The following is a 13,998-nucleotide window of genomic DNA, read 5'->3' as shown; positions in this document are numbered from 1 at the left end:
TTCACTCCTTGCTCTTACGCTGCACTCGTCTTAATTTTAAAAAATGAATAAAAAAAGCAAAAAACAGGCCAATCATGGTAATATCTAACCATAATCGAACTGTTTGATGCAACTGCTCTTGCATAGCAAATATTCGAGGCAATCTCCTCTGACAATTCAAAACTGGAAACGGCAGCCTGGGAACGGCAGCCTGAGAACGACAGCATTAGATTGTTACTCCGATCGCTTACCTCGGACCCTCTCATGCTTTTTATGGCGGACTGAGGCTCCGCTATTTTGGATTTTAATCCCATTTCAGGACATAAGCGGACAGGAAATCCGTTATTGCCCTCAATATCCCGTCAAAATGGCTTATGGCAGCGCCTTAGCGTCACCTGAGTCTGCAGCCTACGTCATATCCGTGATTCTGCTGAAATAGCGGCTGCTGTGTCCGCCGCCAAACCTGTCTTTGTGCAGGGTGTTTACCGTTCCGTTCCCACCTGCATTGGAAAGCAGCAGGCTTCAAGCAGCCTCACAAACGCTGCTAAAACTTCCTAACCACCGAGCGGTACATGAGGAACAGGAAATACGGACTGCCGATCAGCATAATAATTAGACCTGATGGAATTTCTTTCGGTGCCATGATCGTTCTACCGAGCGTATCGGCAATGACGAGCAGCAAGCCGCCGAGCAGACCTGACAAAATAATGGAGCGTCTCGTGTGATGCCCAATCATCATGCGCACGACATGCGGTGCCATAAGCCCGAGAAAACCTATCGTACCTACGCTCGCAACAGCTCCCGCTGCTAGCAAAACGCCGATAATCATCGCCCAGAGTCGCGTTCCTCGAACCGGCAGGCCAAGGCCTATCGAGCTTTCGTCGCCAAACGCCAGTAAATCGAATTTTCGGCCCAAATAGTAGGCAATCGGTAAAAGGATAAGCAGAAACAGCATAATGCTATAAAATTGATTCCAGCCTCTCCCATAGGTTGTGCCCGTTAACCAAATCAGGGCTGTACTATTCCAAAGGCTCGCCTTCACGATCATCGCCTGTATGCCCGCAGAGCCGATTGCCGATACTGCGATGCCAAGCAAAATAAGAACAGACGGATTTAAAGATTTGCGCCAAGCTAAGAAAAAGACAAAGGCTGCGGCAAGAATCCCACCTGCAATTGCCGCAAACGGGAGAGCGAAGATTGTTAAATTCGGCAGCGCAACCAATACGATTAACGCGCCAAACCCTGCCCCCGACGTCACGCCAATAATCGAGGCATCAGCCAACGGATTTCGAACTGCGCTTTGAATTAAAACGCCGCTAATAGCAAGCGCAATTCCACCCCCAGCCGCAACGAGTGTACGCGGGAGCCTTAATTTCAGCAGCACCGAATAGGATGAGTCTCCTCCACCGACGAGGCTGCCTAGCAAATCGGCAATCGGTATTCTCGTTCCCCCAAGCGACAAGCTTACGAGGATGATAACGATGAGCAGCACGGTCATGGATATTGCAGTCGGAGCGAAGCGCATACGCAGCGCTACCCCGCCGATGTTCATAGATGACTGCCCAGAGCCTGAACCGGATATATTTTTCATCTTGGTCAGTACGAGCCAGATGAGCCAAGGCGCTCCAATAATCGCCATGACCGCGCCAACCGGCATTTCCCCTAAATTGCTCCGCACCATACGAGCAAGCAAATCCGCCGCCGTAATAAGCAGCGCTCCCCACAATGCGCTGGCGGGAATAAGCAGGCGATGCTTGCGAATACCGCTAAGCCGGACAAGATGGGGGGCGACCAGACCAACGAAGCCAATCGGGCCAACTACACTGACTACAATCGCAGCCAGCAGTACCGAGAGGCCAAGCCCCATTGCCCGAATTAAGCCTACACGCTGCCCAAGCGAACGAGCGGTAGACTCATCGAGCTCCAAGGCATCAAATTGCCTTCCTGCGAGCATTGCAATTCCAAGCAAGGCAATGACGAAAGGCCATGCATACTCGACTCCGCTCCAGTTCAGCTGAATTAAGGAACCTGAACCCCATAAAAATAAATTTTGCGTTTCCGTTTGCTTAAAAATATGAATGGCCGTTGTAAACGCCCCAAGCACCATGGATACGATCATGCCTGATAAGGCAAGCCTGATAGGTGTGGCCTTCCGGCCGCCGCTCAGGAAATAGGCAATTAACGCCGCCAGCAATCCCCCCGCCGCCGCCATTAAAAATGGGAACTGCTGCTGCAGAGCAGGAAAGGCTACCACGCCAAGGACAACCATAAAGTAAGCCCCAGCATTGATACCTAGTGTATCTGAGGCAGCGAGCGGGTTTTTCGTTATCGTTTGCAGTAAGGCGCCAGCCGCAGCGAGCGCAGCCCCGGCCAAAATACCAATAACCGTGCGCGGCATGCGGATATCCCAGAGCAGATTATGCTCCATTATATCTTGACGGCCAAGCAACCCTTCTAACACGGTGGCTGCCGGGATTTTAGCTTCCCCGAAGCAAAGACTAAGAAGGGATAATACGAAAAGGGCGGCAAGGCCGCCCCCAAATATTCCAATTACCCGCCAGGTCATTCCGATAGTGGCTTCATTGTTATGATTATCGTTCATCTTGGCACTCATTTCGTTAATGTATTCACAACTTCATCAACGATCACTTTCGAGGAGATTGGACCGCCGAACACCCAGGTTGCGCTATCTAATCCGTAGATGCGTTTCTCCTTAACGAAGGTAAGACCGTTCCAAACCGAGTTATCCTTTAGTTCTTTCGAAAAAATATTATCATCCTTTTGAACAATGTAGATCAGATTGGTGTCTTGAACCGCCGGTAGCGCTTCAACCGTCGAAGTGCTAAATCCGTAAACCTCAAAGTTTTCCGATTTCCAATCGTTTTTCAGGCCAATTCGATCCAGCGTTTGTACGGCAAGCGAGTTGTCAGTAAAAAGACGCAGCGTTGCTGCATTTTGGTAGCTGTACGCTTGTGTCAGCACGTAGTTGAAGCCACCCTTTCCCGCCGCAGCAAGCGCAGCCTTTGCATCCGCATAATGCGCATCCAGGTCAGCTAGAACTTTAGTACCTTCCTCTGTTTTGCCAACAGCAGCTGCAATCGTTTTGAACACTTCTTCCATCTGGTCATATTGATTGGTGTCCCCTTCAAGCGGGTATAGACTAAAAATCAACGTTGGCGCAATGCCTTTCAATTGATCATAAATCGCTTCGTGGCTATCCGTATTCGCTATAATCAAATCGGGCTTCAAAGCCGCAATTGTCTCCAGATTCGGAGCGTCACGCATACCAACATCCGTCACGTTTTCATCCAGTGGCGCTTCTGATGTCACATACAGCTTATATTGTGCGTTATCGGCATTACCAACTGGCTGCACTCCAAGCGCAATCACGTCCTCCGTAAATGTCCACTCTAGTACGACAACCTTTTGCGCAGGCTTATCCAGCTTAACCTCGCCTTTAGCATCCTTTAATACAATAGGTCCAGCCGCAGCGGACTCCCCATTCGAATTTGCAGCAGCTGCATGGTCAGTTGCGGTTCCTTCTGCTGCCGAATTATTCGTAGTGTTAGATCCACAGCCCGCTGCGACCAGCATAACAACGATAATCATAATTAAACCCATTAGCCTTTTGTTCATTTTGTTTATCCCCCTGTTATTCCAAAAATCAAAGCTATTCTACTACGATAATGTTTATCACTATGTTGATAATGATTATCATGATTAGGTACAATAGCTATATTAGCTACCATTTTACTGAAAGTCAATGTTTAAATTTTCAATTCCCACTTTATCCGACCCGAATACGAAAAAAGGACAGGATACGCTCTCCTGCCCTTTTCCTCCTCGTTACCTTGTATCCTTGTCGCAAGCTGTATCGGTCCTGCAGCCTATACATTCACCTATTTCAGCTCTGCAGCCAGACGCTCATTTCGCCAGGCTGGCGATTGCCCCATAAATAATAAGGAATGGACTTGAATCGAACCGCGTTCCTCTGCTTCGTATAAGAGCGGTAGGGCTTACCATCGGACCATGAAGCAGGGTCTGTCACTACTCCATCACCTTCTACAATAACGCAGCCTCCAAGAAGATTTTGAACGGCATACTCCGTCAAATTCGGCTCCTCGGCTAATGCAAGCGAGGTAATCGGAGCTCCATTGTCGGCTTCCTCTAGGCAATAGACGAGCGGCCCACGCTGAATGGCCACTTTTCCAGCATCTGCCCGAATGAACGGGTGGGCAGCAATTAGCTTTGCCTCCATCGGAAGCAGCCACTGCAATGTATCGCCATCTGACCAATTTCGCTCTACCTTCGCATAGCCATTTTCAATACGATAGGGCTGCGTTTCGCCATTCACTTTCAACGTCGGCTGCTCGCTTTGGAACCAATCCGGTATGCGTAATGCGATTTCAAACGCAGCACTTACTTCGCCCTCTGGGAGCGAAACCGACAATTCTACATGGCCGTTCCAAGGAAGCGCGGAGCGTTGATGCAAGTTTACGTTGACACCGCCAAGTTCGAAAGAGGCGTTGCTTCCGATAAACAAATGGGTATATACCGTCCTGCCATCATTAGACACGTCGTAAATATAATCATTTAGCGAGCATAGCAGCCGGGCGACGTTAGGGGGACAGCAGGAGCATCCGAACCATTTTTGCCGAACCGGCTTGACGTGATGTCTGTCTGGATTTTTGCCGCTTGCTTCTGGCCACACCTCTAGCGGGTTAACATAAAAGAAATGTTTTCCATCCTTTGACATGCTGCCAAGCACATTGTTGTACAGCGCTCTCTCCATCACATCCGCATACTCGCTTTTGGCTTCAAGCTGCAGCATCCGGCGTGCCCAGAAAATCAAACCGATAGAGGCACAGGTTTCCGCATAAACCGTATCGTTTGGAAGATCGTAGTCGAACGTGAAAGCTTCTCCGTGATGCGTTGAACCAATTCCTCCTGTAATGTACATTTGCTTGCTTGTCGTATTCGACCATAGGCGCTCGCAAGCTTCGCGCAGCCCCTCATCTTCAGTCAAGCGGGCGAGGTCAGCCATCGCCGTGTACATATAGACGGCTCGAACGGAGTGACCAACCGCAACCGTTTGCTCACGTACGGGAAGATGGCATTGGTATACTTCCAGATTAGGCATTCCTTGCGACCAAATATTTGTCCTGCCGCCGCGTTCCCATTCCTCTATAAAATAGTTTGGCTCGCTTCCACGTTCATTAATGAAGTAGCGGCTCAGGTTCAAATAACGCTCTTCTCCCGTCACTCCGTACAGCTTCACCAAGGCCAATTCAATTTCCTGATGGCCGCAATAGGCCCTGATCTGGCCCGGTTCGGTTCCGAACAGGCTTGCAATCAGATCAACGAAGCGACAAGAGATTTCGAGCAATTTGCGCTTGCCTGTCGCTTCGTAATAAGCAACTGCCGCTTCAATTAAATGGCCTGCACAATAAAGCTCATGGGCCTCGTAAAGATTCGTCCATTGTTTTCCAGGCTCTTTAATCGTAAAGTAGGTATTCAAATAACCGTCGCTTTGCTGGGCTTGGCCGATCAGGTCAATCGCTTCATCGGCAATTCTCTCCAGCTCAGGATCGGGGTGGCGGCGAAGCGAATAGGCAACAGCCTCCAGCCATTTGTAAAGATCGCTATCTTGAAATACCCAGCCGCCAAATTCGCCTTTCGCCAATCCAGCAGCAATCTGGAAATTTCGTATGGCGTGGCTCGGCTCAGCACCCTCTATCCTATCGTTCAGTGCTTCCCACTGATAGGGTATAACCGTTTGGCGAACAAGCTCGGAATATGGGTTCCAAAAATCGTCTTGGATATGAATCTGTTTTTTTTGCATAGATATCCACCTCGAAATTATAAAATTTGACTCTCTATAGCATCGAGTATATGCTTTTTATAACTGTCATAATAGAAACGGATTGACCTTTTTTCTATAAAAAATAACACAGAATTATGAGGATAAGCATTTGAATGACGAGTTCATGGTTTCGCTGCAAACCCCACCCCTTCCTTATTATTGGGAAGCTGGCCGCTCGGACTTCCGCACAGGGGATCGCCATCCGAATCGAAAGCATTTTAGGCTTTTCGATCTGCTGATCGTGGTTAATGGAGTACTGCACATTGGTGAAAATGGGATCGAATGGTCGCTTGGAGCAGGAGATGCGTTATTGCTGCTGCCAGAAGGGGAGCATTATTCGGTCAAGCCTTGCACGCAGGAAACGTCTTTTTACTGGGTTCATTTCGAGCATGAGCTCTGGCGTCAAGATCCCCTGATTGCCCAGCCAGAAGCAACAGCCCCGTCTTCACCATTCGATAATCCAAAATTAATACGTATCCCTAAGCAAACAGCGCTGCCTAATCCCCAAATCGCGTTTGATCTGATGAGACAGCTTCTAGAACTGCGGGTCGGCGAAGCCTTCTGGGAGAAGCAGCACTTGCTGTTCCAACTGCTCGCTTTGCTGGAAAACGGAAGCTCGGGTATAGCTAGCACACCGGCAACACGTCTGGCTGAGAAGGCTGCTGCTTACCTGCAGCGCAACTACCAAGAGGAAATCACCAATGAAACGCTGGCATTGGAGCTGCATTTTCACCCTAACTACATCGTTCGTTGCATGAAAATGAAATACGGTGTCACGCCCATTCATTACTTGCTGCAATTCCGGATGGAGCGGGCGAAGCAGCTTCTCATCTCGACGGAATGGTCCATCGATCGCATAGCTGAGGAGGTTGGGTTTCGATATGCACCTTACTTCTCCACCTGCTTCAAGCGCAGCGTTGGAATGACTCCACTCCACTTTCGCAAGAAAGAGTAGACGAAAAACACCAACCGATCATCATGGATGACCGGTTGGTGTTTGGTAAAGCAGCAGCATTTCCTGCCTGTCAGACCATTCATTTCGGATAATCGCTTACACCTAGTAGAGCACTTAAACAGCTTATTATACGCTCATGTTCATCGACGTCCGAGGTACCCGTAACTGCAATGGCTCCAATAAAGCCAACTCCCTTAACTACAATCGGGAAGCCCCCTCCTGCCGCTACATAGTCAACAGGGCTTAAATGGAGTGCTTGCTCCAGCGTTACGCCTTGCTCCTTCAGCTTCAATTGAACACCTAATGTACTTTGATTGAGCCTGTACACCGTATTTTTCTTCTTCCTAAGCCATTCATCGTTATCGACAGTCGTCCCCTCTAAGGCAGCGTGAAAAATTTGCTGACCGCATTTAGATATATCCACTGCGATAGACTTTCCATCACTTCTGGCTTTGTTTAACAGCCATAAACCAATTTCTATCCCCAAGTCATGACTAAATGTATCAAATTGAAATAACATTTCTTGTTCGGCAATCATCTCATGATTCATCATTCATTCCTCCATCCCTTTATTTCAAACCCGTCTCGCTCATTAATCTTCAAAAGGATATTTAAGTCCCCATTGACGTCGCAATTCATCACACTGCTTCATAATCGATAGGCTTTGCTCCCATGTCATCATTGGCGATTGCTTTAAATTTCCCCTTATGCATTCATTCACATGGGCAATCTCATATTGAAAGCCATCATCTTGAATGCCTTCAACCTTTTGAGGCGCTTTCTCTTCATAGGTTGTCATCTTGCCATCCTTCATCACATGGATTAAGGTAGGCTTCCAAAAGGACGGCACTTCAATATAGCCCTGGGTACCATAGATCATGGCGGTATCGACCATATTTGTTCTCACGCCACTGCTCATAACGACAAGCTCGCCTTTATCATACTTGGCAATATAGCTTGCTTGCTCGTCAACCTGAATATGGTATTCATCAGAATTAATAGTAGCGAACCCTGTAAGTGCAACAGGATTTTTCCCTAATACAGCTTCGGCAAAATGAAGATTGTAAATCCCTGTATCCAGCAGGCCGCCACCAGCAAGCTCTGGATTCATCCATCGTTTATCGCGGAATTCGCCCGGCATTCTAAAAGAAAATGCGATATTCATCGCTCTAATTTCACCGATGCCCTCGTCATTTAATAATGACCTTATCTTGTTCATCATCGGAAAAAATCTAGTCCACATGCCCTCCATGAAAAATACATTATTTTTCTTGGCACATTCTAATACTTCAATTAATTCGCCTTCATTGACACATGCCGGTTTTTCTACCAATACTGATTTTCCATGCTCCATCGCCATGATCGCCATTTTTTTATGTGCGGGATGTGGTATGGGAATATAGACAACATCAATATCTGTTCTTTCTAACAAAGCTTCATACTCTAGCGCTAAGGGAATATCGTGCTTTTGAGCCATCTTCTGCGCGCTTTCTATTGTTCTAGAGGAGACGGCGACAATTTCCACATCATTCAGCTGTTTGGTACCACAAATCCATCTGTCTACAATACTTCCTGACCCTAATAAGCCCCATCTTATTTTTCTTTCCATTGTTATACTCCTCCCTTTCATTTCGCCCGTCCTGATTCCCCAATCAATGTTACCGCTTTCATTCTACCTTTTAGTATACATGATAGAACGACAGATTCAGATTGTCCAAACCGAGGAATTTTTACCCAAAACAGAGGCGATGCGGATAAATGTGTTATTAAAAATCGACTTTATAAAAAAAGCCCCATCCAATCAAGGGTTTGATAGAATGGGGCTTTGATTTCAATCTCTATACGCTTCCAAAAAGTCAGGACAGCCCCGTTCGATCGCGATATTCCTGAGGGGTCATATTCGAAAATGCTCTAAACAGCTTAATGAAATGCGGCACTGCCTGATAACCAATGATTCGAGCGATTTCATAAATTTTCTTGTCGCTGCTGCGCAGCAAATACGCCGCCAATTCCATCCGGTATCGTAAAATATATTCACTCAAATTGTTTCCCGTCTCTGCCCGGTATGCTCTCGACAAGTAGGCGGGATGCAGACCGATTTGCGCCGCAAGCGTCTGCAGCGATAAATTATCGTTCATGTTTTGCTCGACGAATTTATGGACTTTGTCAACTAACCCTGCCTGCTTCACAGATAAATTTTCCAATTGCTCTCTCAAGCAGCGGAATATGAAAAATGCCCACTTCTCCAACTGCTTAAGAGAAGGAGCGGCTGGCATGAGACCGAAGGAGGACGATCCGAACTCGCTTAGCAGCTTTCCTTTTTTGTGCGCCATATACTGATAGGCGTTAGCAATGGCGAAATACGCTTCATTGGCATGCTCGGGAGGATAGTCGACGCTTTTCAGTTCATCGAATATCTCGATTAACTTTTCCTCCGCATGCAGCCAGTTCCCCGTATCGAGCAAATGAATGAGGAGAGGAGGTCGATAGAGCGACGTCAGCGTTCCGATCCGAACCTGATCGAATGTGCCCGTGATTCGCAGAAATAGGCCTTGCCGCCCCTCTTCTACCCGCCTCATGCCATCAATTACTGATCGATATAGTCCAGGAACGCCTTCGGGAAAAGACATCCCGTTAACGGCAAGCGCGATAGAAACGCTGCCATTTAAGAGGGCTTCCGCCTTTTTCTTCAGCATAGCCACCCGGACGTCCATCGTAATTCGATCGATTGTCGTCGTTTCTTGGGTCTGTCCGTTCGTTTCGGCTTTCCCTTTGGCTGATACGACAAAGACGAGATACTCATTATGATCGCGACAGAACCACAAGTGAAAGACATCCCTAAACAATTCCTCCGCCATATTGGTGACCGCATATTCAATAAGCTCTCTATCCATGCTCTCATAGGCTTGCAGCCTGCCCTCCAGCCGCACAATAAACAAGCCTACTTCCTGATTCAGGGAGAAAGGCAAGTCGAGCAGGAAAAGCTTCCGTTCCAGTTCCGTGTACGGGATGCCGTTATCATGCAGCAGACGATTCAGCAGCTCGCTCTTCAACCTAGGCAAATTCTCCCGGAAAGCGTATACGTCGCGCTGCTGCTGCTGTTGCTGCTTCGTCTCGCAGGTGATTTCTTCGGATAATCTGCCTAGCATTTCCCGAAGCTGTTCAGGGTTTACCGGCTTCATTAAGTAGCCGGACGTGTTATATGGCACAACGCCTTGGGCATACTCGAAATCAGCATACCCCGAAATCACGATGATTTTGACTTTGCGGCCCATTTCGCGGATCTCCCGAATGAGCTCAATTCCGTTCATCTCCGGCATCCGTATATCCGTAATGACGATATGAATGTTTTGTTCCCGATAAAGCTTTAAAGCCTCCTCACCTGTAAAAGCTTTATGAATATGCCCAATTCTAAGTTCGTCCTTCGGAATGGTAGCAGCTATACTGTCAACCTGAGAGGGAATATCATCTACGATCAGAACTTCAAATATCGGAATCGCCTCCGTTCTTAATCATCAAGCCCACGCGAAGCCCGCCTAAAGATGAATGATTGATCAGAAGCCCTGAGGATTGTCCGAAGTAATGCCTTAGACGTTGATGAACGTTCCTTAGCCCAAGGCTGTGATCCGCGCTCGATTTCAATTGCAGGGAATGCCTTAAAGCATCCAATTCAGCTTGCTGCATTCCTACTCCGTTGTCTTCTACGATGAGCTCCCAGCCTTCCTCGGTCTGTTTGCCGGTTATGACGATTTCGAATTTCCCCTTCTTGCCTTCCATTCCATGCACAATCGCATTCTCGACAAGCGGCTGGAACAGCAATCGGGGCATCAGCAAAGAAAACATGCCTGCTTCAATATGTTCATGGAATTGCAGACGCTCGGACTGCATTCGATGAATTTCCAAATAATTGCGAATCAATTCCATCTCTTCGTTCAAAGAAGTCAATTGCTGCTCTGTCCTTGTCGTATAACGGTAATACTGGCTCAAGTGTTGGGTGAAGGCGACAATCGCTTTCGTCCGTTCAAGCTGCGCCATGCTTTGAATATATGCGAAGTTATTATACAGAAAGTGTGGATTGATTTGTGCCTGCAAATGCTTGAGGGATGACTCTTTCGCCTGAAGCTGCTCCGTGTATACTTTGTCGATTAGCGTTTGAATATCATGGGACATCAGGTTAAACTGCTCGATCAAAAAATAAAACTCATTGCTCGATACATGCTTGACCCGATGACCATACTCGCCCCGCCGGAGCAATTTCACCGCCCGGATTAAATCGTAGATCGGCTTCTGCACGTTGCGGTACAAAAGCGCCGCGGAGGCGACACCCAGAACCAGCAATAGCAAGCCTGCGGCATAAAACATTTTTTTACTATGATCGATGGGCTCCAGCACTTTTTGCATGGGCTGGAAATCGATCAAATACCATCCGAGCGAGGCTGATGCCACATAATTTACAAGGTAAGGCTCGTTGTGAAAAGTTAATTTGACTGACCCTTCACTCGGGTTTTGTGCTTTGATTTTATCGAATTGCTGGGCCATGGCATGGATCAGTTCGGGCTCAGACTCCCCTGGCATAATGGGTTCGAAGCCTGGACTATAGAGAAATGGCTCTCCAACGCTGCCCTGCTTAAAACGATCTAGCATTTTCACTAGATTTTCCGACGAGAACGAAACTTCGACGTACAAATTTGGATTTTCTGGTTTGGCGTTCGATTCGAAAGGCGTTATTAAATCCCGCACAAATGCGTTCTCCGGTCCCCGCTCCGTAACAATCATGCGATAATCCCAACGCTGCTGGCTCGAATTCCTGAAATAATCCGCATCGTGCTGCTGCAAATAATTCGTAGAAACCATTACGTCCGAAACCGGGGAATACACGGTGAAATCGTTTACCCATTGGAAGGTGGTAGACTGCATATCCAGCTTCTGCAGCAGAAGCGTCTTCGATTGCAGCATGGAATAGGAGGGTTCGGAAGAAGAACGGAGCTGCAGCTGCAGCGCATCCGGATCGGATGCAACGACGAAGGCAGCTCGCCATAAACGATCTGCTTCGACGTCCATCTGCTCCACAAAAAAACGGATTCGATTCATGTTGACTTGAAGCAGCTCCTGCTCAACAACGCCGGTACTAATCTTATTCGACGAATTATACATCATAACGACAGGGATGAGCATAAGAACGATCACGATCATGACTTTCGTGAATATATTCATTCTGCCTCCCATAACGCTTCTGTTGTATAACATAGGTCTCCTCCACTTCAATTCCATCTTCTCTGCTGGGCAGATTTAACCTAGGATTTAACCTAGGACTTCACCGAGCCCAGCACAATTCCTTTAACAAAATACTTTTGCAAAAATGGATATACGAGTAAAATCGGCAACGCGCCGATAAAAATTTGCGCTGTTTTAATTGTGCGGTTGGAGAAATTTGCTACACTTTCCGATGTTACACCAATTCGAGACATATTGTCACTAACAATCATGGAATGCAAATAAGTGGCGAGCGGATACCCATCCGGATTGGTCATATAGATGACGCCGTCAAACCATGAATTCCAATGAGATACCATTGAAAATAAAGATAATGTCGCAATGGATGGCATCGATACAGGTAAATAAACGCTCCAAAGCACTCTCAGATGGCCCGCTCCATCGATATGGGCAGCCTCTTCCAACTCCTGCGGAATCGTTCGAAAGAAATTGAGCATTAAAATCATATTCCATACGCTGACGGCCGAAGGCAATATCAACGCCCAAATTGTATCAATCAGATGCAGCTTGCTGACCAATATATATGAGGGGATTAGACCACCAGAGAACAGCATCGTGAAAACGAATATCCAAATGTAAATTTGACGCCCCGGAAATTTGTAGCTGGATTTCGATAAGCTGTAGGAAGCCATCGTGACTACGACCATTGAAAGTATCGTGCCTAACACGGTTCGCTCTACGCCGATCCACATGGCTTTCAGAAATTTCCCGTTGGCCAGCGTCTTGACATAGGCGTCCGTCGTAAAGCCGACCGGCCAAAAATTGACGATATTCGCTGTTGCCGCAGCCCGTGAGCTGAAGGAAACCGCAAGCACATGAATAAGTGGAAGAATACAAATGAGCGCCAGCAGGCAGAGAAAGACGGTATTTAAAATCGTAAATACGGTGTAGCTTCTAGAGCGGTAGTACATGGTGGGCCTCCTCAAGCGTAAACGACTGAAGCCGTCCTTTGGCGGCATAGCAACCGTTTCGCGATGAAATATAAGTCTATTTATAAGAGTGAGGCTTATAAATTCTTATATTTTAAAAAATCCGGTAGTTAGCTAGTTTATACGCCAATCTGTAGCTGATGACGATTAAGATGAAGCCGATAAACGACTTGAATAGCCCAACCGCGGTTCCGAAGCTGAACTGTCCGTTGTTCAGTCCTTCCCGGTAAACGAAGGTATCAATGATATCTCCGTGTGAATACACGAGCGGATTGTACAAGTTCAGAATTTGATCGAAGCCGGCATCCAAAATCCGACCGAGCGATAGCGTCGCTACTACGATCACGATTGGCAAAATGAGCGGAATGGATATGGATTTGACTTGCTGCCAGCGGGTAGCCCCGTCGATTTCGGCCGCCTCGTATAAAGCCGGATTGATGCCTATTAGAGTAGCCAAGAAAATAATGGCGGAGAAACCGAACTCTTTCCACACGTCGCTAAGGATGACTGTAAATCGGAACCATGGGCCATTGCCTAAGAAAAAGATGCTGTTTATGCCGAATGATTCAAGGACGCGATTGACGATCCCGCCCTCCGTCGATAGAATATCGAGCATAATGCCGCCTAGGATAACCCATGACAAAAAGTGCGGCAAATAGACGAGTGTCTGTACAACCCTCTTAAAAAACATCTTCCTGACTTCATTGAGCAAGAGAGCGAAAATAATGGGAATAAATAAATTCATGATCACCTTAAATGCGGCGATAATTAGCGTGTTCCAGATGACCTGCTTGCCGTCCGGATACGTGAACAGATACCGGAAATGATCCAAGCCTACCCAAGTCGACCCCTTGATGCCAAGCCATGGCTGATAGTCTTGAAAGGCAATGACAACTCCAAACAACGGGATATATTGAAACACGATGCATAATAATAAGGCCGGCAACAAAAGCATGTGGAACGGCCATGTTTTTCTCCAGTACATTGCCAATTCGTAC

The 13,998-nt window shown here is 47.3% G+C and carries 10 protein-coding genes; 1 reads left to right on the top strand and 9 read right to left on the bottom strand.

Annotated elements, in window-relative coordinates; translation table 11 throughout:
• Nucleotides 1-523: 523 nt before the first annotated feature.
• The 3 genes from ACSR9A_RS15905 to ACSR9A_RS15895 all read right to left on the bottom strand — a co-directional run bounded on the left by ACSR9A_RS15905 (nt 524) and on the right by ACSR9A_RS15895 (nt 5,821).
• The gene (locus ACSR9A_RS15905) at nt 524-2,581 is read right to left on the bottom strand and encodes an iron ABC transporter permease (protein ID WP_473758212.1); all 2,058 of its coding nucleotides are present in this window, start codon (nt 2,579-2,581) and stop codon (nt 524-526) included.
• A gap of 8 nt (nt 2,582-2,589) precedes the next feature.
• Nucleotides 2,590-3,615: an ABC transporter substrate-binding protein gene (locus tag ACSR9A_RS15900; RefSeq protein ID WP_473758210.1), complete on the bottom strand. Its 1,026-nt coding sequence runs from the start codon at nt 3,613-3,615 to the stop codon at nt 2,590-2,592.
• 268 nt (nt 3,616-3,883) lie between these two features.
• Nucleotides 3,884-5,821, bottom strand: coding sequence for a glycoside hydrolase family 127 protein (locus ACSR9A_RS15895; RefSeq protein WP_473758209.1), 1,938 nt, complete (start codon nt 5,819-5,821; stop codon nt 3,884-3,886).
• A gap of 130 nt (nt 5,822-5,951) precedes the next feature.
• Here ACSR9A_RS15895 and ACSR9A_RS15890 point away from each other — a divergent pair, with 130 nt between their 5' ends.
• Complete coding sequence (locus tag ACSR9A_RS15890; protein WP_473758208.1) at nt 5,952-6,797, top strand: AraC family transcriptional regulator; 846 nt, start codon at nt 5,952-5,954, stop codon at nt 6,795-6,797.
• 79 nt (nt 6,798-6,876) lie between these two features.
• Here ACSR9A_RS15890 and ACSR9A_RS15885 read toward each other — a convergent pair whose 3' ends face one another.
• From ACSR9A_RS15885 to ACSR9A_RS15860, 6 genes are all read right to left on the bottom strand, one after another.
• On the bottom strand, nt 6,877-7,350 hold the full coding sequence (locus ACSR9A_RS15885; RefSeq protein WP_473758206.1) for a heme-degrading domain-containing protein: 474 nt from the start codon (nt 7,348-7,350) through the stop codon (nt 6,877-6,879).
• A gap of 39 nt (nt 7,351-7,389) precedes the next feature.
• A complete protein-coding gene (locus ACSR9A_RS15880) occupies nt 7,390-8,406 on the bottom strand; it encodes a Gfo/Idh/MocA family protein (protein WP_473758205.1) in 1,017 nt (338 codons plus the stop codon).
• Between the two features lie 247 nt (nt 8,407-8,653).
• Nucleotides 8,654-10,273 (bottom strand): response regulator transcription factor, encoded by a 1,620-nt coding sequence (locus tag ACSR9A_RS15875; RefSeq protein WP_473758425.1) that lies wholly within the window; start codon nt 10,271-10,273, stop codon nt 8,654-8,656.
• Between the two features lie 7 nt (nt 10,274-10,280).
• Complete coding sequence (locus ACSR9A_RS15870; RefSeq protein ID WP_473758204.1) at nt 10,281-12,011, bottom strand: sensor histidine kinase; 1,731 nt, start codon at nt 12,009-12,011, stop codon at nt 10,281-10,283.
• A 92-nt stretch (nt 12,012-12,103) separates the two neighbouring features.
• Nucleotides 12,104-12,982, bottom strand: coding sequence for a carbohydrate ABC transporter permease (locus ACSR9A_RS15865; protein ID WP_473758203.1), 879 nt, complete (start codon nt 12,980-12,982; stop codon nt 12,104-12,106).
• Between the two features lie 112 nt (nt 12,983-13,094).
• Nucleotides 13,095-13,985 (bottom strand): ABC transporter permease, encoded by an 891-nt coding sequence (locus ACSR9A_RS15860; RefSeq protein ID WP_473758424.1) that lies wholly within the window; start codon nt 13,983-13,985, stop codon nt 13,095-13,097.
• Between the last annotated feature and the right edge of the window lie 13 nt (nt 13,986-13,998).

It is taken from the genome of Paenibacillus sp. R-74696, from assembly GCF_055814915.1.
The sequence above is the reverse complement of the archived record's forward strand: the minus strand, read 5'-3'. Positions and strand labels throughout refer to the sequence as shown.